General features: G+C 65.3%; 15 protein-coding genes. 3 read left to right on the top strand and 12 right to left on the bottom strand.

Annotated elements, in window-relative coordinates; all coding sequences use genetic code 11:
• Positions 1–71 precede the first annotated feature (71 nt).
• On the top strand, positions 72–1,370 hold the full coding sequence (locus EYF70_RS09885; RefSeq protein ID WP_131145239.1) for a glycosyltransferase: 1,299 nt from the start codon (positions 72–74) through the stop codon (positions 1,368–1,370).
• 154 nt (positions 1,371–1,524) lie between these two features.
• Here EYF70_RS09885 and EYF70_RS09880 read toward each other — a convergent pair whose 3' ends face one another.
• A complete protein-coding gene (locus tag EYF70_RS09880) occupies positions 1,525–3,195 on the bottom strand; it encodes a peptide chain release factor 3 (protein WP_174800396.1) in 1,671 nt (556 codons plus the stop codon).
• Positions 3,196–3,638: 443 nt separating this feature from the next.
• Here EYF70_RS09880 and EYF70_RS09875 point away from each other — a divergent pair, with 443 nt between their 5' ends.
• Entirely contained in the window at positions 3,639–4,442 is an 804-nt protein-coding gene (locus EYF70_RS09875; protein WP_131145238.1) for a class I SAM-dependent methyltransferase, read from the top strand.
• Positions 4,443–4,471: 29 nt separating this feature from the next.
• Here EYF70_RS09875 and EYF70_RS09870 read toward each other — a convergent pair whose 3' ends face one another.
• Genes EYF70_RS09870 through EYF70_RS09845 form a run of 6 tightly spaced genes read right to left on the bottom strand, consistent with a single transcriptional unit; the run spans position 4,472 to position 12,558 of the window.
• Positions 4,472–9,154, bottom strand: coding sequence for a pilus assembly protein (locus EYF70_RS09870; RefSeq protein WP_229420791.1), 4,683 nt, complete (start codon positions 9,152–9,154; stop codon positions 4,472–4,474).
• Between the two features lie 3 nt (positions 9,155–9,157).
• Positions 9,158–9,754: a pilus assembly PilX family protein gene (locus EYF70_RS09865; protein ID WP_229420790.1), complete on the bottom strand. Its 597-nt coding sequence runs from the start codon at positions 9,752–9,754 to the stop codon at positions 9,158–9,160.
• Positions 9,755–9,759: 5 nt separating this feature from the next.
• Entirely contained in the window at positions 9,760–11,037 is a 1,278-nt protein-coding gene (locus EYF70_RS09860; RefSeq protein WP_229420789.1) for a PilW family protein, read from the bottom strand.
• A gap of 11 nt (positions 11,038–11,048) precedes the next feature.
• Positions 11,049–11,483: a type IV pilus modification PilV family protein gene (locus EYF70_RS09855; protein ID WP_131145237.1), complete on the bottom strand. Its 435-nt coding sequence runs from the start codon at positions 11,481–11,483 to the stop codon at positions 11,049–11,051.
• Complete coding sequence (locus tag EYF70_RS09850) at positions 11,480–12,148, bottom strand: pilus assembly FimT family protein (protein ID WP_229420788.1); 669 nt, start codon at positions 12,146–12,148, stop codon at positions 11,480–11,482. Before EYF70_RS09850 ends, EYF70_RS09855 begins: the two co-directional genes overlap by 4 nt.
• Positions 12,136–12,558: a type IV pilin protein gene (locus EYF70_RS09845; RefSeq protein WP_131145235.1), complete on the bottom strand. Its 423-nt coding sequence runs from the start codon at positions 12,556–12,558 to the stop codon at positions 12,136–12,138. Before EYF70_RS09845 ends, EYF70_RS09850 begins: the two co-directional genes overlap by 13 nt.
• Positions 12,559–13,165: 607 nt before the next feature.
• Between EYF70_RS09845 and EYF70_RS09840 the strand changes: the two genes are divergently transcribed.
• Entirely contained in the window at positions 13,166–13,957 is a 792-nt protein-coding gene (locus EYF70_RS09840; protein WP_131145234.1) for a Crp/Fnr family transcriptional regulator, read from the top strand.
• Here EYF70_RS09840 and EYF70_RS09835 read toward each other — a convergent pair.
• From EYF70_RS09835 to pheT, 5 genes are all read right to left on the bottom strand, one after another.
• Positions 13,854–15,392 (bottom strand): CHASE3 domain-containing protein, encoded by a 1,539-nt coding sequence (locus EYF70_RS09835; RefSeq protein ID WP_131145233.1) that lies wholly within the window; start codon positions 15,390–15,392, stop codon positions 13,854–13,856. The genes EYF70_RS09840 and EYF70_RS09835 overlap by 104 nt on opposite strands.
• A 221-nt stretch (positions 15,393–15,613) precedes the next feature.
• A complete protein-coding gene (locus EYF70_RS09830) occupies positions 15,614–16,246 on the bottom strand; it encodes a response regulator (protein ID WP_131145232.1) in 633 nt (210 codons plus the stop codon).
• A gap of 194 nt (positions 16,247–16,440) precedes the next feature.
• Positions 16,441–16,827 (bottom strand): MerR family transcriptional regulator, encoded by a 387-nt coding sequence (locus EYF70_RS09825; RefSeq protein ID WP_131145231.1) that lies wholly within the window; start codon positions 16,825–16,827, stop codon positions 16,441–16,443.
• A gap of 12 nt (positions 16,828–16,839) precedes the next feature.
• Entirely contained in the window at positions 16,840–17,187 is a 348-nt protein-coding gene (locus EYF70_RS09820) for an integration host factor subunit alpha (protein WP_131149008.1), read from the bottom strand.
• Between the two features lie 542 nt (positions 17,188–17,729).
• Entirely contained in the window at positions 17,730–20,171 is a 2,442-nt protein-coding gene (pheT, locus tag EYF70_RS09815; RefSeq protein ID WP_131145230.1) for a phenylalanine--tRNA ligase subunit beta, read from the bottom strand.
• Positions 20,172–20,173 lie beyond the last annotated feature (2 nt).

Here is a 20,173-nt window from a genome sequence, read left to right as displayed (position 1 = left end):
TCAAGCCCGGACTGCACACGCGTGTGAACTCGGCCATAATCCGTTTCAGTGCTTTTTCAACAAGGAAAAACATGAAGATCGGCTTGCAAACCTGGGGCAGCCACGGCGACGTGCGCCCATTCCTGGCATTGGCGGAGGGCCTGCAGCGTAGCGGGCATGAGGTCATCCTCGTCATCACCTGCGTGGACAGCGATGCCTATGCGCGCCATGTCTCGCCCTCGGGCGTGGATATCCGCATGGTGGCGTCGCCGGTGCTGGGGCCCGAAGATGCGGGAAAGATCGGCGCCACCGTGTTCAACACGCGCGACCCGATGCGGCAGATGGCCAAGATCCTGCGCCTGGCCTTCGCGCCCGTCGAGGACCGCATGTTCGCGGCGGCGGAGCGGCTGTGCGAGGAGTGCGACGTGGTGATCGGCCATTTCTTCATGCATCCGCTGCGGGCCGCGGCACAGCGTGCCGGGCGCCCTTATGCCAGCGTGATGCTGTCGCACGGCGGCATCCCCAGCGCCTGCGACCATCCGATGCGTTCGCGCGGCGGCGCGCAGTGGGCCAACCGGCTGCTCTGGTGGATCACGCGGCTGGCGGTCAACCGCGCGCTGCTGGCCGATACCAACCGCCTGCGCGCCCGGGCGGGCGTGCCGCCGGTGCGCGACATGATCGACGAGGTGTGGCTGTCGCCGCAGTTGACGCTGGTCGCGGTGAGCCCGGTCATCGCCGTCCAGCAGCCCGACTGGCCGCCCGGCGTGCAACTGAGCGGGTTCCTCGACATGCCCAATATCGCTGTCGAAGGCAGCGTGGCGCCGGAACTGGCCGGCTTCCTCGCCGCGGGCGAGCCGCCGGTCTACATGACGCTGGGCAGCTGGATGCCGGCCGATACCGGCTGGCAGCGCGAGACGCTGGAGCTGCTCGGCGAAGCGGCGCGGCTGGCCGGCTGCCGGGCGATCATCCAGAGCGCCGACGCGGCGGCCTGCGGCTTCACGTCGTCGGATCGCTTGCTCTACGTTCGCGCAGCACCGCACCACGCCGTCTTCCCGCGCTGCAGCGCCGTGCTGCACCATGGCGGCGCCGGCACCACGCAATCGGCCATCCTCGCCGGCAAGCCATCGGTGGTGGTGCCGCACATCAGCGAACAGGAACACTGGGGCCGCGAGCTGCGGCGGCTGGGCATCGCCGGCACGCCCGTGCACCGGCGCAAGGCCACCGCGGCCGGGCTGGCGAAGCTGATCCGCCAGGCGCTCGACACGCCGGCCATGACGCAGGCTGCCATCGAAGCCGGAAACGCCATGCGGCGGGAGGATGGCGTGGCCGCCGCGGTCGAGCTGGTCGACCGCGTGTTCGGCCACGCGGAAGCGCGCGCCGCGGCGCGCTAGAACAAGCCGTCTGAGCCTGATGCCGCTTGGATAAACCCACCCCAAGTGCAGATTCGGGGGTCAGACCCGGCGGGTCTGACCCCAGACGTTCGCCGTTGGGGTAGATGCAGGCGCTCGTGGCATGCCAGGATGCCTAAAGTGAGCGGCATTGCCGTCAGAGCTTCGTGGCGTGCTCGCGGGTGGCGTGGAACGTCAGCTTCGGCCAGCGTTCCTGCGTGAGGCGCAGGTTGACGCCCGACGTGGCGAGGTAGGCCAGGTTGCCGGCGGCGTCGTACGCCACGTTGTGGCCGAGGGCCGCCTCGAAGTCGGCCAGCGCCTTCTTGTCGTCCGACGAGACCCAGCGCGCGCTGCTGATGCTGGTGCCTTCGAACACGGCGTCGACGCCGTACTCGTTCATCAGCCGGCTGGCGACCACTTCGAACTGCAGCACGCCGACGGCGCCCAGCACCAGCTCACCGCCCTGCACCGGCTTGAAGACCTGCACCGCGCCCTCTTCGCCCAGCTGCTGCAGGCCCTTGTGCAGCTGCTTGATCTTCAGCGGGTTGCGGATGCGCACCTGGCGGAAGAAGTCCGGCGCAAAGTATGGAATACCGGTGAACTGCAGCATCTCGCCTTCCGAGAAACTGTCGCCGATCTGCATGTTGCCGTGGTTCGGCAAGCCGATGATGTCGCCGGCGTAGGCCTCTTCCACCTGTTCGCGCGACGATGCCATGAACGTCACCACCGACGACACCTTCACTTCGCGCCCCAGGCGCAGGTGCTTGACCTTCATGCCCCGCTCGAAGCGGCCGGAGCACACGCGCAGGAAGGCGATACGGTCGCGGTGCGCCGGGTCCATATTGGCCTGGATCTTGAACACGAAGCCGGAGAACGGCTGCTCGGTGGGCTCGACGGAACGCACGGTGGCGTCGCGCTCGCGCGGCGGCGGCGCCCAGTCGACCAGCGCCGACAGGATCTCGCGCACGCCGAAGTTGTTGATCGCCGAACCGAAGAACACGGGAGTCTGGATACCGGCCAGGAACTGCTCCAGGTCGAACGGGTGCGAGGCGCCGTGCACCAGCTCCACTTCCATGCGCAACTGGTCCATCTCCAGCGGGAACATCTCCTGCAGCTTCGGATTGTCGATGCCCTTGATGACTTCCACGGTCTGGTTGGCGCTTTCCGAACCGGCGCGGAACAGCAGCACTTCGTCGCGCAGCAGGTGGTACACGCCGCGGAAGTTCTTGCCCATGCCGATCGGCCACGTCACCGGCGCGCACTGGATCTTCAGCACCGACTCCAGTTCATCCAGGAGTTCGAGCGGGTCGCGCGTTTCACGGTCCATCTTGTTCATGAACGTGACGATCGGCGTGTTGCGCATGCGGCAGACGTCGAGCAGCTTGATGGTCTGCGCCTCGACACCCTTGGCCGCGTCGATCACCATCAGCGCCGAGTCGACTGCCGTCAGCACGCGGTAGGTGTCTTCCGAGAAGTCCTGGTGGCCCGGCGTGTCGAGCAGGTTGATGATGTGGTCGCGGAACTCGAACTGCATCACCGACGAGGCAACGGAAATGCCGCGCTGCTTCTCGATCTCCATCCAGTCGGAGGTGGCGTGGCGCGCGCTCTTGCGGGCCTTGACGGTACCGGCCATCTGGATCGCGCCCGAGAACAGCAGCAGCTTCTCGGTCAGCGTCGTCTTGCCGGCGTCGGGGTGGGAAATGATGCCGAACGTGCGGCGGCGCTGGACTTCGCGCGCGATCAGCGCGGCAGGCTTGGCGCTGGCGCCCGCTTCCTGCTCGCTGCTTGCCTCAATGGCTGGGGTGGTGACTTGGGATTCTTCGGACATGGTGGCAACCAACGGTTCGGCTCGACGGAAAACCGTGGATTTTACCGTTTTTTGGTGCGGGCCGGGCAATTTCGGCACAGTGGGAAACTGACTGCCCCGCTCACTGCCCCCTCTTACTGCTCCGCGGTGCAAGCGCGTGATGCGGCCTCCACGCCTGAAAGCGTCCAAGCGAGCTACCTGCGCCGTCCAGCAAACGCCAGGCAGGCTGTCTCCAATGCTAGAATCGCTTCCCTGCACCCACCGGAGCAAGCCGACATGAACAAGTAATGCGTTGATGCCCTGCATCGAACTGACTATCGCTGCCCACGCGCGATCGGCCAGCCGCATACTGTCGTTCATCCCCGATGCCGTACCGGCGCACCTCGCACGCAGGTGCCAGTGCTGCAGCGTCGCCGCGGCGGCCGTATCACGGGCAGTTTTCCCATCGTTTCAAAGGAAAGCCCATGCCAGATACCTCCGTAGAACCTATCGACGTCTTCAATCACAATCGCGCCGCCTGGGATCGCCAGGCAGCGCAGCAATGCGAATGGTCGCTACCGGTCAGCGCGGAAGAAGTGGCCGCCGCCCGCAACGGCGACTGGCAGGTCAGGCTGACGCCGGGCGCCTTGCCGGCAGACTGGCTCGACAGCGTACGCGGACTGCGTATTCTTTGCCTGGCATCCGGCGGCGGCCAGCAGGCTCCCATTCTGGCGGCAGCGGGCGCAAAGGTGACGGTCTTCGACGCCTCGGAACTGCAGCTGCGCCAAGACAGCATGGTGGCGCGGCGCGACGGCCTGGAACTGAACGTGATCCAGGGCGACATGCGCGACCTGTCGGCCCTTGCGGACGCCTCCTTCGACCTTGTCTTCCATCCGATTTCCAACCTGTATGTACCCGATATCCGGCCGGTCTGGCGGGAATGCTTCCGCGTACTGCGCAGCGGTGGCACGCTGCTGAGCAGCTTCTACAATCCGGTGGTCTTCGTGGGCGACCGCGATCCATCCTATGCGGAACAGGGACTGATCAGGCCATGCTTTTCCGTGCCCTACTCCGACCTTGAGCATCTGGACGCACAGGCGCTGGCCGGCAAGCGGCAGCGCGGCGAGGCGCTGGTGTTCGGACACGGCCTGGATGCGCAAATTGGCGGCCAACTGGAAGCAGGCTTCGTGTTGACAGGTTTTTACGAAGACAGGCAGCCGCGCCCGCGCTTCCTGATCGACCGCTATCTGCCGACCTTCCTTGCCACCCGTGCCAGGAAGCCCCAATGAGACTGCCGCTGCGCTGATCCGCCCCGCGCTCAGTCCCCCTTCACGCGCCGCCAGCCGACCGGATGGGCGCCTTCGGAATCGAGTTCGACGATCGGCCGCGTCAGCGTTTCGCCCTTGGCGGTGGTGGCGATCATCTTCATTTCGCCGCTGGGCAGCCGCACGATGATGAAGCCGACCGCCGCCGACGTGTTCGACAGCGTGCCGCCCACGATCCGCCCGTTGACGCCGACACCGCGGCACACGTCCAGTGCGTAGGCGTTGCTGGTACCGCCCACCGAGCAGGACGACGACGAGGTGGGCAGGTTGGTCACCACGTTGGCCACGCCGCTGACGATCTTCGGGTCGATGTTCATGCGCTCGCCCGGGTTCAGGCGCCAGTCGACGTACCAGCCGCTCTTCTGCCGCAGGTCGGCCGCGTCGTCGGTGATCTGGTACGAGCCGGTGTTGGTGCCGGTACCGGAGGTGCTCAGCGTCTGCTGCTCCATCGCGGCGCCGCGCAGGTTGACGTAGGCGCCCGAGTCCTTCACCACGTACAGGCTCTGCACGTCGGCATTGGCGGTATCCGGCACGTCGAGCAGGCGGCCGGTGCCGAACAGCACCACGCGCTCGGGTATCGTCGTGCCTTCCACCGCGCACAGCGTGACGTCCGGGCGCGTCGTGATTGGCTGGGCGGCACCCGCGTCGCCCAGCTTCAGCACGCCCACGCTGCCGTCGGTGGCCGTCAGGTCGAAGCGCCACATGCGGCCATCGTTGTCGCCGCCGTAGATGTGGGTGACCAGCGGGTCGCCGTTCGGATCGGCCGTGATCGCGGTGATCTTCGCCAGGCCCGATGGCGTGGCGGTATCCCCGCTGTTGGTGCTCACCGTCTTGAGCACCGCGCCGGTGGCGATGTCGACGATGAACAGGTAGCCCTTGCCGTCGCCCGTGTCGACACCGTCCACGCCGGGCACGTTGTTGTAGCCGGACGTGAGGAACACCACCCAGCGCTCGGCACCCGAGCCATCGCGCCACGTGCCGAATTGCGGATTGCCGAACGACAGGCCCATGTTCGGTACGGCGTTGGCGCACACGCTGGCGTCGGCGCACAGTTCCCACAGCTGCCTCGGCTGGCGCGGGTCGGTGATGTCCAGCGCGTAGTAGCCGCGGCCGCCCGCGTTCAGGCCGGCCACCAGCACGGTATGCCAGGCGCCGTTGAAGTACACGTCGGCCACTTCGGGCGAGCCGTCGGTGGTGAACTGGTGGTTGGTGGCGTACGTGGTGCTCGACAGCGCCGGCAGCTTCTTCATCGTGATGCGCGGGACGTAGGCCCATGCTTCCTGGCCATCCGCGGCGGAGAACGCGTGCAGCATGCCGTCGTTCGCCGCCGTGAACACGGTGGCCACTGGGCGCGCCGCCGTCTGGGCGTCGCGGAACTCGGGGTAGCCGTTGCCGGTGTAGGCCTTGCGCGGGTCGCGCACATAGGCCGGCTTCGACGAGGCGATATCGCCCAGCACGATCGGGATCGACGGCGTGTCGCTGCTCATCGAGTAGGCGCGGAAGATGCGGTCGTTGGCATGCTGCTGCTGGCCGCGCAGCCAGTTCACCATGTGGTCGCCGCTGTTGACGATGTTCCGGTCGGCCACCGACAGCAGCGTGCACTGCGGCAGGTTCGGGCACTGCCCGGTGAACCAGGCCTTTTCCTGAGGGGACATGGCATCGTAGCGGAACGCCTTCAGGGCGCCGCTGCCGGCCATGTAGATGCTGCGCGTGTCGCTGGACGCGGCCACCTTCTCGCCGAGCGTGTCGGTGGTGGTCCAGACGGTGGTGTTGCTGACGACGCCCGTGGTGGGATCGATCTTCCGGTCCGACAGTTCGCCGTACCACTTCACGGTGGTGAAAGTGTCCGAGAAGATGTCGTTGTCCTGCAGCGAGATGTTCGGCGTGGAGGTGGCGGCGGCCGACGCGGCGCCCAGCGTCACCTGCATGTTCGACAGCGCGGACGACAGGCCCTCGACCACCTCGCGCGGTTCGTTGGCGCTGAAGTACTTGCCGTGGCCATTGATGGCGGCATGCCACAGGTCGTCGACCCGTTCCTGCACGGTATTGCCGGTATTGGTCACGTCCGGATTCGGCCACACGTACGGGCCGTTGTTGTTCCACGGGCAGCCGGTCTGCACGCGCGTGATCAGGTTGTAGAAATCGCCGCCCGCCTTCGGTGCCGAATCGTAGTTCGGCTCATAGGTCATCACGCCATCCATGCCCAGGCCCAGCGTGTAGGTGTTCATGTGCAGGTGGGTGTTCTCGCCCTCGGCGGCCGGCACCTGGCCGGGCTTCGTCATGTCCGGTTCCAGGTCGGGACGCAGGGACACGGTCGCCGTCGACGAACCCCCGTTATACCAGTGCAGCGCCACGTCCGAGATCGAAGGCTGCGACTGGGCGCGCGTATCCACGCAGCCGCGGCCGTATGTGCAGAAGCGCCCGGCATTTTCCTGGTTGTCGTTGTTGACCACGTTGGCCGTCGAACTGCCGTTCCAGTAGCCATCGGTAGTGAGGATCAGGAAGTTCTGCTGGCACGGGAACTGCACCACTTCCTGCCCCGAGTCGTAGTCGTACGGCGCCAGGTTGGCGAACATGCGGCCGACATTGTCCATGGCGGTGCGGATCGGCGTGGAGCCGCTGCTGGTGGTGTTGTACAGCGTGGAATACCAGGTGCTGCGCGCCGTGCCCGTGAAATCGGCCGGCTTCATGTCGATCGACAGGGCGGCACCGGCCTGCGACAGGCGCACGAAGCCCACGCGGTAGTTCGCATTGATGGCGGCGAACGCGATGCCGACCGAGGTCTTCATCATCTGCAGCCGGTTCTTGTAGTACGCATACCAGTTGGCGAAGTTGGTCATTTCCTCGTCGTAGGTGCAGACCCCGGTCTGCGCCACGCAGTCGCTGCGCGAGGCGGCCTTCGGATAAGTGCGGCCGGGAACGATGTTCACCCGCGAGAACGCACTCGGCAGCGACGACAGCGCCGTGGTGGTGACGGGAATGCCTTCCACGATGCTGGTGGCGTTCACGGTGCTGAACGTGACGTTGTTCTCGCCCGACACCGTGCCGCTCAGCGCAGCGCCGTTCGCCGTGGCGTTGATGTTGACGACGCAGACCGTGGTGGCCGGTTCATTGGCGCAGACACCGGTGGTGGCGTCGCCGCCCAGGTAGGCGCGGTGCGTGGCTCGGGTGCTCGACGCATTGATCGCCTGCACGATCGCCAGCGCCACCTGGGCCGGCGACATATTGCGCAGCGACACGGTGCCGGTGATCGTGGTGCTGCCGAGCCTGATGCTGGCGATGCTGCCGGTGCTGCGCATGGTGCCGCGCCCGCCGATGCGCAACAGCGCCGTGGGTGGCTGGCCGGTGGTGGCCGGCGTGGTCTGCACCGAAGGCGCATCCACTTCCACGCCCCAGCCCTGCCGCGTGTTGGTGAAGGCGTCTTCGCGGATCGTGCTGCAGTTGGTCAGCGACTTGGCGCCGCCGGCGCAGACGATGGGCACCACCGCCACCACGTTGTCGGACGTGAGCGGGATGCCCAGCGACGAACAGGCGGGCACGGTGGACGAGCCGGTGGGTGTGCGCACGCAGGCCCAGTAGGAATTGATGCCGAGGCCGGTGCGCGCGATGATGCTCGCCGCGACCTGGGTGGCCAGCGCCTGCTGCCGCGCGGCGGTATTGGTGCCGCTCGGCGCGCTGACGGCGCCGTTGCTGATCGTGACCGGCGCATCCGGCGAGGCCGGATTGATGACCGTGACCGAAGCGATCTGCATCGGCGACGACGACAGCGTGGCGCCCAGCGTGATGGTGCCGTGGGCGATGGAACTGGTCGGCGGCGACGAGTACTTCGGGTAGATATAAGTGCCCACGCGCTTGGCCTGGCAGGTGGTCAGCGCGCGGTTGCTGCACCAGCGCACCGTGGCCGGTACCGGGTAGCCGTCCGGTGCGGCGGCGCCGGCGGCCACCGACGTGCAGCTGGTCAGCCGCTCGTCGCGGCAGTACTCGGACACGGCGATGTTGTAGTAGTACGGCCCGCCGCTGATGGCGGCCGGGTTGTAGTAGGCGTTGTCCGGGTAGGTGTAGGTGGCGGTGTTGATGCGGCAGTCGCTCTCGTCGCTGCTGTTGCACCACTTCAGGTCGGGGAACTCGCTGATCAGGTTGATCGCGCTGTCGGACGAACCGTACAGGTTGGTGTTGCTGCGGCCGAAGCCATCGCTGGGCACGTTGGTCCAGCTGGCCGTCTGCGCCGCCGTCATGTCCGGGTAATACGTGCCATCCCACTGGATCGGCGCGCCGTAGCGGATGCGCGGATTGTAGTACTGGCGGTTGAAGTCGGGGCTCATGAAGGGCGGATGGCCCACGGTGCACGCCGTGATGCCGGCCGACAGCGTGAGGCGCGAGCGGCACAGGTTGTCGTTGACGTAGTCCGGCGTGTAGGTCTGGTCCATCGAGCCGGAGTTATCGAACAGCAGCATCAGGTTCGGCTTGACGGTCCCTGTGCCGGCGATGTTCAGCAGCGGCACCTGGGCGATATTGGTGGTGGCGGCCAGCGCCGGGGCGGACACGCAGGCCAGCAGCCATGCCAGCACCGGCAGGAGCAGGGGTTTAAGCAGATGCGGAAGCAGCTGGGCAGGCCGCGACTGCGACGGCGGGCGGGCGGCCAGTCGGCCCTTGAAGTAGGTCATCGGGTTCATCATCGTCTACGGCCCCATCATCACGACGGCCTGGTTCATGACATTGCCGCCGCGCGGGCCGGCGATCCGCGCGGTGATCACGTAGTGCAGCTGCGGCTTGCCCTGGTAGGCCGGCGCATCGGACGCCAGGCTGTCGCCGACGCGCGTCCTGGCCTGTACGTTCTGCCGCGCCGCCGTCAGCGTGCAATTGTTGGCCGGATTGACGGCGTTGTAGGCGCCGGCGAACTGGCACATCCGGTGGATCACGTATTCGACCTGGTCGCGGCGGTTGGCATCCCACACCGTCGTCGAACCCTGCCAGAACGCCGGGTTCGATACGCCCTGCCCCGCGCCCGGATTGATGGTGGCCACGTAGCCGGCGGCGGGCACGTCGTTGTACAGCGTGCTTTTCGGCACGCTGCTCAGCCAGTCGTAGGCGGCGTGGATGCCCAGGTCGGCCGCTTTCGACAGCGCATCCTCATGGGCCAGGTTCGACGTGGTGAGCGCCGTCGAATTGGTGGAGCGCAGCAGGTAGATGCTGCTGACCATCATCACGACGAGCATGATCAGCATGACCGGCAGCGCCACGCCGCGCTGGTGCATGAAGTCCCTGGTGTGTGTCATGCGCGTCATGGCCGCCACCCCGCATTCCGGATCGGCACGATCGTTTCAAACACGCGGTAACGGTAGCAGGTCCAGCTGACGGTGTCGTTCGGTACGGCGAGCGCCACCTGGACGGACGAGGCGGTGACGCCGGCCGGCACGGCGGTACTGAACAGGGTCAGCGGCGCGGTGGTGGCGGTGCACGTGGCCTGCCCCGCGGCGGGCCGCTCGGGTATGGCACCGCGGGCGACGATGGCGATGCGCAGCGCGGCGATGCGCTGCCAGTCGCCCGCGGCGCCGGTGCTGCCGTCGCCATCGGCGTCGATCATCGCGCTGCTCCAGCGCCCCACCTGCATGCCGGCCTTCGGGATGAACGCGGTGCCGGTGCGCGTATCGAAACCGTATTGCGCCTTCAGCGCCACCACGTTGCCGACCACGGCCTGCGGCTGTGCGCCGGTACCGGCAAGGTCGGTGGCACGCAGCTGCAGCACGCCGTCCGTGACGGACCAGGTGTGGAACGACAGCTTGCCGGCCGGGCCGAGGTTGAACACGCGCGCCTGGCCGCCGTTGTACAGCACGCCGAGGTTGCCGGTATTGAAACGCGAGGCGGCGCCGGCCGCGATCTGCAGCACGCTTGCCGCGGGCGGCGCCGACAACTGCGCGAGTGCGCAATCGGCGCCGGCCGGTTCCGGTGCGACGACGATGACGTCGCCGGCGCTGAAGCCGAACGGTGCCACGTTGGCCACGCCGATCGTGGTGCCGCCCATGTAGTTCTGCCACACCTGGGTGGAACCGACGCCGGCCAGGCCGCTGCCGGAGTACAGGGTGAGCGTATCGGAACCGGTGCCACCGTTGCCGATGACGGCCGGCGCCAGCGGCCTGATCACTGCGCCGTCGCGGGTGGCGGTGGCGAGGGTGAAGCCCTGGGTATCGGTCATGCGCGTGTTGCAGCCATTGACCAGGTCGTCGTTGAGGCCCCAGCCGGCTTGCGACGCATCGGTATTGATCGAGAACAGCGCCAGCATGCCGTTCTGCATGGCATCCGAGCCGCCCACCGAGGCGGCCTTGCTCTGCTCGCCATTGACCATCAGCCGGGTGGCGAACATGACGGCCAGCAAGCCGACGACGACGGCGACCATCAGCTCGACGATCGAGAAGCCCCGTTGCGCCGGGCTGTACAGGCGCGGTGCGGCGGTCGGTGGCACGGCCGTCCCGGGCGCGCCGCCCGGCAGCGTGTCGTGGATTGGCGGCGTGTTCATTGGCCGCGTGTTCATCGGCAGCGTGTTCATCGGCAGCGTGTTCATCGGTGCCCTGCTCATCGGATGTACGCGGTCACGAGATGGCCGCTGTCGTCGGCGCCCTGCTTGCGGCGCCAGCGGATCTCGATCTCCACACGGGTGCGCTGCGCTTCCGGCACCACGGTGACGCGGCAGCGCGCGCCCGGGATGGCGGCCGCCGTTTCGGCGGACCACGGCGCCAGCGCAGCCGGGGCGGTGGCACCCAGCGCGACCTGGTAGGTGGCCAGGTTGGCCACGTCGTTGCTCATGATGCCCACCAGGCGGTCGGCCGCCAGCGTGGCTTCCGCCCGCATCGCCGAGTCGGCCAGCGCCGAGTACGAGCGCGCCTGCAGGCCGATCGTGCCCAGCAGGCCGAGCGCCAGGATCACCACGGCGATCAGCGCTTCGAGCAGGGCGATGCCGTGCTGGACGCGCCGGGCCGGAGGCATGCGCCGGACGGTGCGCGGCATCATGGCGGACAGGCCCGGGAGTCGGGCGCAACGGTGGCCGGGTCGCATTTCGCCGCCATGCCGGCCAGCGTGACAGCCACCGCGGCGGCGCGTACGTCACCCGCCAGGCCGGTGGACGGATCGAGGCGCAGCCGCGTCAGCCGGTCCTGGATGGTCGTGTCCACCCAGCCCAGTTCGGTGAAATACACGGCCGTCGCCCCTTCCGGCGCCACTGCCGGGATCAGGATGGACGACGGCGGCAGCGACGTGGCGGCGCGGAACACGGAGCGGAAACCCGTCGCGCCTTCCGGATCGCCCGCTGCCGCGGCGGCGGTCGTCGACCAGTTGCCGGTGTCGTCCGTGCACGGGACACCCGGCGCGGGGAAGCACAGGTCGACCTGCCAGTCGAACTGGCCATTGGTGCCTGGCGTGAGCACGAAGCGGCTGCGCGCGTTGTGCGCCACCGCCTGGCGACGCGCCATCGACAGGCCGTCCAGGTAGAACTCCGACGCGGCCCTGGCCTTGTTGGAGACGATCCATTGTGTCATGTTGGGCACACCCACGGCCAGCAGGATGCCGAGGATGGCGATCCCGACCAGTACCTCGATGAGCGTATAGCCGCGCGGCCGCGGCCGCACCTGCGGCGGCGGCCCTGGCAGCACCGGCGATGGTTGCCTCAGCTGGAGCACTGGCCGCCCTTCCTGTCGACCCAGCATGCCGTATTGGTGCCCCACGCCGGCGTTGCCGTGGTGGCCCGGGTGCCGTTCTGGTCGATCGTATAGGTGAATCCGGTCATCTTCGCGCGGCCGGTGGCCGTCACCGTGAAGGTCGACGCGGTGGCGTTGCTCAGCGCATACGTGAAATTCGGCGTCGCCGCGGGGAAAGCGCTGGAGCCGTCGAATCCCGCATAGCTGCGGCCGTTGTTCCAGAACTGCTCCGCATTCGCCTGCGCCGCACCCAGCGCCGTGAACGCCTCGGCCGTGCGCGCGCGGGTGACATAGCCGGTATAGGCCGGCACGGCCACGGCCGACAAGATGCCGACGATCACCACGGTGACCAGTACTTCCATCAGCGTGAAGCCTTGTTGGGCGTGTTTCATGGGAGCCTTTGTGACATTGTGCGATATTGATGTACGGCAATTTTACGACAGAAACTATCGTTTCTTTAGGAAAAAATCGTCTCGTGTGGCCCGCGCGCGTCGTGTCGGAGGCGTGAAAAGGTATCCATCGAAGGGTTAGCACATGAAAACCGGCGCTTACAGCAGAGTTGTGGATTCAAGAGTCTGTAGGAGCAGACCTGATCGAGGCCCTTGGCGGGCCATCCGGACTGGGCAAGGCTACCGGAGCGGCGTACTGCGGAGTATTTCCTTAAGCAATGTTCGCTGCCGTACGGATAGCACCGAAAAAGCGGGAAATGAGGCTGGGCCTTGCATTGCGGCCGGTCGAGCCTGCGGCGGGGTCAATCGTGCGCTGCCCGCAAATCGGCTATGTTATGAAAATGCGAAGTTTCCGTAGGACTAGACTGACAGCTGATGATCTAACCAACCTACACCCGGGCGGAAACCCGTCTTATGTTCGTTACCTACATAGGAACTTAAAGTACTACCAACGCGATCGGCGCCGTGCGGCATCTAACCAAGAGTCGCATTTCGCAATTCACACTGAAGCAGCCGACGCAATTCCTGTACTTAAGCTCGTGAGGACAATATGAACAACACTCAACTTGGCGTTTCCGAAAAAACCTCGATGCCGCTCGCCGGCGCGCGGGATGCCACCCGGCCGGTGATCAGCTACAGCGGCACTCAGCAGAATGAACTGCTGGCCGCATTGCCGCGCCATGTGCTGGAGTCGTTGTTCGAGCACCTGGAACTGGTGCAACTGCCGTTCGGCAAGGAACTGTTCGAGTATGGCAGCAAGCTGGAGAACGTTTATTTCCCGACGACGGCCATCGTTTCGCTGCTGTATGTGATGGAGGATGGCGCCACGACGGAAATCGCCGTGGTCGGCCATGAAGGCGTGGTGGGCGTGTCGATGTTCCCGGGGGAACGGGCCATGTGCACCGCGGTCGTGCAGAGCGCCGGCTACGGCTACCGCCTGAAGGCCCAGGCACTGCGCGATGCCTTCAACCAGGGCGGCGCCCTGCCCCAGCTGCTGATGCGCTACAACACGGCGCTGTTTGCCCAGATGGCGCAGAACGCCGTTGGCGGCCGCCACAGCTCGATCGAACAAAAGCTGTGCCGCTGGCTGCTGGACCGCCTGGACCGTTCGCCGACCAACGAGCTGAAGGTGACGCAGGAAATGATCTCGATCATGCTGGGCGTGCGCCGCGAAAGCATCACGGCCGCTGCCGGCAAACTGCAGGAAGACGGCTTGATCACTTACCGCCGCGGCAACATCACTGTACTGGATCGTGCGGGACTGGAACGCTATGCGGGCGAGTGCTATAAGGTGGCAAAGACGGAATATGATCGTCTGCTCGTTGACGTAGCGGGCTGCTGAACGCCGCCAGCTTCACCGTTTCATTGCCCTGCGCGGCAGGCTCGGCCTGGCCGCGCAGCGGTATGCGCACTTCGATGCAGGTCCCCTTGTCGCCGCGCCCGCGGCGGATCGTCAGGGTGCCACCCAGCAGCAAGGCGCGCTCCCGCATCCCCAGGATGCCGTGCGACATCGGCTTGGCCAGCGTCGGGGCCGCGATGCCGATGCCGTCATCGATAATCCTCAGCACGATTCCCTCTTCCGTTCGCTGCAGCGTGACCGACACGCGGCTGGCCTGCGCATACTTGCGGATATTGGTCAGCGATTCCTGCACGATGCGGAACAGCGCGATCGACAGGCTGGCGTCGCCGCGCCGCACGATGCCATCGATCTCCGGACCGATCTCGGTATCGCAGGGCAGCTTGGTCATGCGCGAGAAGTCGTCGGTATAGCTGTCGATGGCCGCGCACAGGCCCAGGTTGTCCAGCAGGCTGGGGCGCAGGTTCTCGATGATGCGGCGCTTCAGCTCCACCGTTTCCACCAGCGTGCCGCGAGCCCGCTTCAGCTGGGCCGCCAGGTCCGGATGCGTCTTCTGCAGCTGCAGCATGACGGCACCGATATCCATGCTGATCGACGTGAGGCTGGCGCCCATTTCGTCATGCAGCTCGCGCGACAGGCGCGACTTCTCGTCCTCGCTGACGCTGATCAGGTGCCGCGACAGCACGGATAGCTGCTCGGTACGCTGCGTGACCATCGCCTCGAGATTTTCGTTCGACTGCTGCAGCGCGTATTCCACGGCCGCCTGCCGGAAGTAGCTGCGGCTGACCAGGCGGTAGAACATGACCAGCACGATGATGGCCACCGCGTTGATCAGGACGCCCAGCACGAGCGCGTTGTGGTATTCCTCGTAGAACCGCGCGCTGCGCGCCTCCAGGGTTTCGTTCTGCTCCTGGATCATGATCACGGTTTGCAGCCTGATCTCGTCCAGGCCGCCTTTCTCGTCGCCATAGCGCGAGATGTTGACGATTTCATCCAGCCCGCCATGGTGATACACCTCGATGGCCTGGTTCAGCATCGTCAGCTTGCGCCGGACAAGCGTGTTCAGCTGGGACAGGTTCTTCAACTGCGCGGGATTGTCGGCCAGCAGCGCCTGCAACTGGCGCACTTCCGCCTCGGTCTTGTCGAGCACGCTGCGCGTGGGGCCGAGATAGACTTCGTTGCCGGAGATGAAATAGCCGCGCATGCTGCTTTCGGCATCCTGCACCAGGACGTCCAGGTACTGGAGGCGCTCGGCAACGCGCGAGCTTTGCAGCACCTGCGCGTTGGCGCTTTTCAGGGCCTGCAGGTTATGGAAAAGGAACAGGCCGTTGACGATAAGGATCAGCGCGCACGTAACGCACAAAACGGTCTTGTAGAGGGGCAGCCGGTGATGCGGCGCTGCCTTCGCGGTGAAATACATCCTGAAGCATCCTTCGCTGGCGCGGACGGCGGTCGGGCCATTATAGCCCGGCCGCGGTTTTAATGCCCACCGGAAATGCTGCAGAGCGGGAATATTACCCCGCGGAACAACACCGCCATCGCATACCGCCGCCAAAACCGCCGCGCCAAAAGAAAACCGCCAGAACCGATCCCGGAGGATCGGCGCTGGCGGTTCCAGTCCTGACGAGCACTCAGCCGCGGTCAATCCAGCAGATTGTTCTTCATTGCATAGTAGGTCAGGTCACTATTCGACTGCAAGCCCATCTTCTCCATGATCCGGGTGCGGTAGGTACTGACTGTCTTGATGCTGAGCGACAGCGCGGTACCGATATCGGACACGGTGGCGCCACGCGCCAGCCGCAGGAAGACCTGGAACTCGCGGTCCGACAGTTCGGTGTGCAGCGCGGTATTCGGGTCGCGGTCGAAGCTTTGCGCCAGCAATTCGCCGACTTGCGAACTGACATAACGGCGCCCTTGGAACACGGTGCGCACGGCGGTGATCAGTTCATCCGCCTCGCATTCCTTGTTCAGGTAACCGTTGGCACCCATCTTGAACAGGTTCAGCGCATATTGCTGTGCCGGGTAACCGGACAGGATCAGCACGGGAAGATCCGGCTGGCCCTGGCGAATGGTACGCAAGGTGTCGATACCGCTCTGGTCGGGCATGGCGATATCGAGCAGCAGGACGTCGCAAATCTCGCGGCGCGCAATGTCCAGTGCTTCGCGCCCGGTACTGCCTTCCGCAACCACGGAAAATTCTTCGGATTGCGAAAAGATCTGTTTGAAGCCTGCTCGTACTATCTGGTGATCGTCACAAATGGCAACGCGTATCATTGTTTCCCTCGTATATCCCTGGCTTGGGAAATTGGCCGTGGATCGCTCGCCGAGCGTCTGTATTTTTCACTAACAGAATTATAACGTTGATATTGTAACACCAATCATTTAACGTTCTGGCCCGTTGTCGCGCCTACAAATGGGGACGAAGGTGGCAAAAAAAAAGATGCAGGGCGCGCCGTGCGGCGCAGCCCTTATTTCAACAGGCCAAGAATCGCCAGCAACTCGTTGCGGATCATTTCCCGGTCGAGCGGCGGCGGCGGCGGTGGCATATCGTTATCATACGCTTCCTGGGCGGCGACGCCACGGCTGTCCAGCTTATTGCGCGCACCGCTGATCGTGAAGCCCTGTTCGTAGAGCAGCTCACGGATCCGGCGGATCAGCAGCACTTCATGGTGCTGGTAATAGCGGCGGTTGCCACGGCGCTTGACCGGCTTGAGCTGGGTAAATTCCTGTTCCCAGTAGCGCAGCACATGCGGCTTCACACCGCACAGCTCGCTGACCTCGCCGATCGTGAAGTAACGCTTGGCCGGAATCGGCGGCAAGCTGACCAGTTCGGTCTTGCTGAGGCGATCGTTCATGCCTACCCTTTATCAGGCTGCTCGTGCCAGCGCGGCACTTTCTTCCACCATGCCCTTGAGCTTCTGGCTGGCGTGGAAGGTCACGACGCGGCGCGCCGTGATCGGGATTTCTTCGCCCGTCTTCGGGTTGCGGCCCGGCCGCTGCGGCTTGTCGCGCAGCTGGAAATTGCCGAAACCGGACAATTTGACCGCTTCGCCGCGCTCGAGCGCATTGCGAATCTCGTCGAAGAAGGTTTCGACCATATCCTTTGCCTCACGCTTGTTCAAGCCGACTTGTTCGAACAGCAATTCGGCAAGTTCTGCTTTGGTGAGCGTAGGCAAGCTCTTTTCAGCTTCCTTGCGTACCTTTGCAACCTGCATGGCGCTGTGCAACTCGGCATCCAGCGCTGATTGCAAAACCGCGGTGTCGTTGTTGTTAATTTTGCTGCCCTGCCTTTACAAAGTACGTGGGTCCGGCAATGCCGGACCCGCTTATGTGAACCGAATGTTGACTATTCTGAATGAATGCTGCGGTGCGCGAAAGAGCCACACCGCACTTACTGCCCATTTACCGCGCATTTACTGCTGAGCTTAAGCCCACCCTAAGGTAGGGGCGCCCGACAGCAAAACAAGTTATCACAACAATCTTGTCATAACAAACTGCCGGCCAGCCCGGCGCCGACGGAACCCGGCCCGGATCGAACCGATGCATCTGATCCGGTCGAGTCAAGCCGAGCTGGACTGAGCCGAACTTGAACTTGAGCCGAGCTTCAACTGAGCCGAGCCAAACTTGAACCGGGCCGAACTTGAACCGGGCCGAACTTGAACCGGGCCGAGCTTGAATCGAGACTTGAACCGAGCCAGATTTGAACCGAACCGAACCGGCTTCGACCTCAGCTTGGATCGGCTCGCCTCAGTGACCGTTATTTACGGGCTTTCGCACCCAGTTTCTGCGCCGCCGCATCGACCAGTGAACCCATCAAGGCATCGACGATTTCGTCCTGCAGGGTTGTTTGAGTATCTTGCAAGCTAAAGCGGAAAGCAAGTGATTTCTCGTCCGACGCGAGGCCGGCGCCACGGTATTCATCAAACAAAACAATGGCTTGCACGATGCGCGCGTGTTCGCTGGCGGCCACCGCGGCGGCGAACACGTCCAGCAATTCCTGGGTTGCCACCGTTTGCGGAACGACCAGCGCCAGGTCGCGGCTGGTGCCCGGGAACTTGGAGATTTCCGTATAGGCCGGCACCGCACGTTGTTGCAACGCAACAGCATCGACTTCGAACACCACGGGAGCCTTCGCCAAGTCGTACTTTTGCAGCCAGCGCGGATGCAGTTCGCCGATGAAGCCAATCACCTTGCCCTCCACCGCCACGGATGCCGCACGGCCAGGGTGCAGCGCCGGGTGCTCCAGCTTGGCGAAGCGCAGCGGGACGGGGGCGAACAGCGCTTCCAGGTCGGCCTTGACGTCGAAGAAATCGGCGTCGCGGGTCGGCAGGCCCCATTGTTCATCGGCCTGCGGGCCATAGGCGATGGCGCCGACGCGTTGCGGCTGGTCGTACCCGGCCACCGTCAGCGGGCCATCCTGCACGCCGGCATCGCGCTTGTACACGGCGCCCACTTCGAATGCGCGCACGCGCGGCGCCTTGCGGTTGACGTTGTAGCGCACATTGGCGACCAGGCTGCCGATCAGCGACGAGCGCATCACCGACAGCTGGCTGGCGATCGGGTTCTGCAGCTTGATCGGGTCGTTATTGGCGTTGAAGTCCTGCTCCCACTGCGCTTCCACGAAGCTCATGTTGACCACTTCCTGGTAGCCCAGGTCGGCCAACTGGTGGCGCACGGCGAAGATCGAACGCTCGTTTTCCGGCGCGATCCGCATCGTGTTCTCGGCCACCGGCGGCCTGGCCGGGATGTTCTCGAAGCCGTACACGCGCGCCACTTCCTCGATCAGGTCTTCCTCGATCTCGATATCGAAGCGGTAGCTCGGCGCGGTCACGCTGAACACGCCACCGCCCTGGGCATCCTGCTGCAGCGTGAACGGCAGCGCCAGGCGCGTGAAGATGTCGGCGATGACGTCGTCCGTCAGCGGCACGCCGATCACCTTCTGGGCGCGCGCGGTACGCAGTTGCACCGGCTTGCGCTCGGGCAGGTTGACGACCTGGTCGTCGATCGGGCCCACTTTCGTCTCGGCCGTGCCGCAGATGTCCAGGATCAGCGCCGTGATGCGCTCGATGTGCTCGGGAATCGTCGCGTAATCGACGCCGCGCTCGAAGCGGTGCGCCGCGTCGGTGGAGAAGTTGTACTTGCGGGCGCGGCCCTGGATCGCGTTCGGCCACCAGAACGCCGCTTCCAGGTACACATTGGTGGTGTCGAGCGACACGGCCGTGGCATCGCCGCCCATGATGCCGGCCAGCGATTCGACCTGCTCGGCGTCGGCGACGACGCCGACCCATTCGTCGACGGAAACGGTATTACCGTTCAGCAGCTTCAGCGATTCGCCGGCCTTGCCCCAGCGCACTTCGAGGCCGCCATGGATCTTGTCCAGGTCGAACACGTGCGACGGACGGCCCAGCTCCAGCATCACGTAGTTCGAGATGTCGACCAGGGCCGACAGCGAACGCTGGCCGCTGCGCTCCAGGCGCTGCTTCATCCAGTCCGGCGTCGCTGCCCGGGCGTTCAGGTTGCGGATCACGCGGCCGGCAAAGCGGCCGCACAGGTCCGGCGCGCCGATCTTGACGGCCAGCTTTTCATCCAGCGTGACGGCGGCGGCGGCACTTGCCGGCGCGTTCAGCGGCGAGCCGGTCAGTGCCGCCACTTCGCGGGCGACACCCAGCACGGACAGGCAGTCGGCCTTGTTCGGCGTCAGCTTGATGGTGAACTTCAGGTCGTTCAGCGCGTAGTAGTCGCGGAAATTCGTGCCGACCGGCGCATCGTCCGGCAGCTCGAGCAGGCCGCCGTGGTCTTCGGAGAGCTTCAGTTCCCGCGCCGAGCACAGCATGCCCTGCGACTCGACGCCGCGCAGCTTGCCCACCTTGATTTCAAACGGCTTGCCGTCGGCGCCCGGCGGCAGCACGGCACCCGCCGTCGCGCATGCCACTTTCAGGCCTTCGCGCACGTTCGGCGCGCCGCACACGATGTTGAGCAGCGTGCCGGTGCCCACGTCGACCTGGCACACGTTGAGGCGGTCGGCGTTCGGGTGTTTCTGCACTTCGCGCACGTGGCCGACGACGACGTTGGTGAACGGCGGGGCGACGGGTTCCACTTCTTCCACTTCGAGGCCGGACATCGTCAGCAGGTGGGACAGCTCATCCGAAGTCATCTTCGGATCGACCATGGTGCGGAGCCAGTTTTCGGAGAATTGCATTT

It is taken from the genome of Pseudoduganella albidiflava, from assembly GCF_004322755.1.
Taxonomy (GTDB): Bacteria; Pseudomonadota; Gammaproteobacteria; order Burkholderiales; family Burkholderiaceae_D; genus Rugamonas; species Rugamonas albidiflava.
This window is presented reverse-complemented; position numbering and strand designations above follow the sequence as displayed.

What these genes read in the sequence shown, in the direction of transcription:
- EYF70_RS09885 (WP_131145239.1), top strand. Translation starts at nt 72, where the DNA reads ATGAAGATCGGCTTGCAAACCTGGGGCAGCCACGGCGACGTGCGCCCA.
- EYF70_RS09880 (WP_174800396.1), bottom strand. Translation starts at nt 3,195, where the DNA reads ATGTCCGAAGAATCCCAAGTCACCACCCCAGCCATTGAGGCAAGCAGC.
- EYF70_RS09875 (WP_131145238.1), top strand. Translation starts at nt 3,639, where the DNA reads ATGCCAGATACCTCCGTAGAACCTATCGACGTCTTCAATCACAATCGC.
- EYF70_RS09870 (WP_229420791.1), bottom strand. Translation starts at nt 9,154, where the DNA reads ATGATGAACCCGATGACCTACTTCAAGGGCCGACTGGCCGCCCGCCCG.
- EYF70_RS09865 (WP_229420790.1), bottom strand. Translation starts at nt 9,754, where the DNA reads ATGACACACACCAGGGACTTCATGCACCAGCGCGGCGTGGCGCTGCCG.
- EYF70_RS09860 (WP_229420789.1), bottom strand. Translation starts at nt 11,037, where the DNA reads ATGAACACGCTGCCGATGAACACGCTGCCGATGAACACGCGGCCAATG.
- EYF70_RS09855 (WP_131145237.1), bottom strand. Translation starts at nt 11,483, where the DNA reads ATGATGCCGCGCACCGTCCGGCGCATGCCTCCGGCCCGGCGCGTCCAG.
- EYF70_RS09845 (WP_131145235.1), bottom strand. Translation starts at nt 12,558, where the DNA reads ATGAAACACGCCCAACAAGGCTTCACGCTGATGGAAGTACTGGTCACC.
- EYF70_RS09840 (WP_131145234.1), top strand. Translation starts at nt 13,166, where the DNA reads ATGAACAACACTCAACTTGGCGTTTCCGAAAAAACCTCGATGCCGCTC.
- EYF70_RS09835 (WP_131145233.1), bottom strand. Translation starts at nt 15,392, where the DNA reads ATGTATTTCACCGCGAAGGCAGCGCCGCATCACCGGCTGCCCCTCTAC.
- EYF70_RS09830 (WP_131145232.1), bottom strand. Translation starts at nt 16,246, where the DNA reads ATGATACGCGTTGCCATTTGTGACGATCACCAGATAGTACGAGCAGGC.
- EYF70_RS09825 (WP_131145231.1), bottom strand. Translation starts at nt 16,827, where the DNA reads ATGAACGATCGCCTCAGCAAGACCGAACTGGTCAGCTTGCCGCCGATT.
- EYF70_RS09820 (WP_131149008.1), bottom strand. Translation starts at nt 17,187, where the DNA reads ATGCAGGTTGCAAAGGTACGCAAGGAAGCTGAAAAGAGCTTGCCTACG.
- pheT (WP_131145230.1), bottom strand. Translation starts at nt 20,171, where the DNA reads ATGCAATTCTCCGAAAACTGGCTCCGCACCATGGTCGATCCGAAGATG.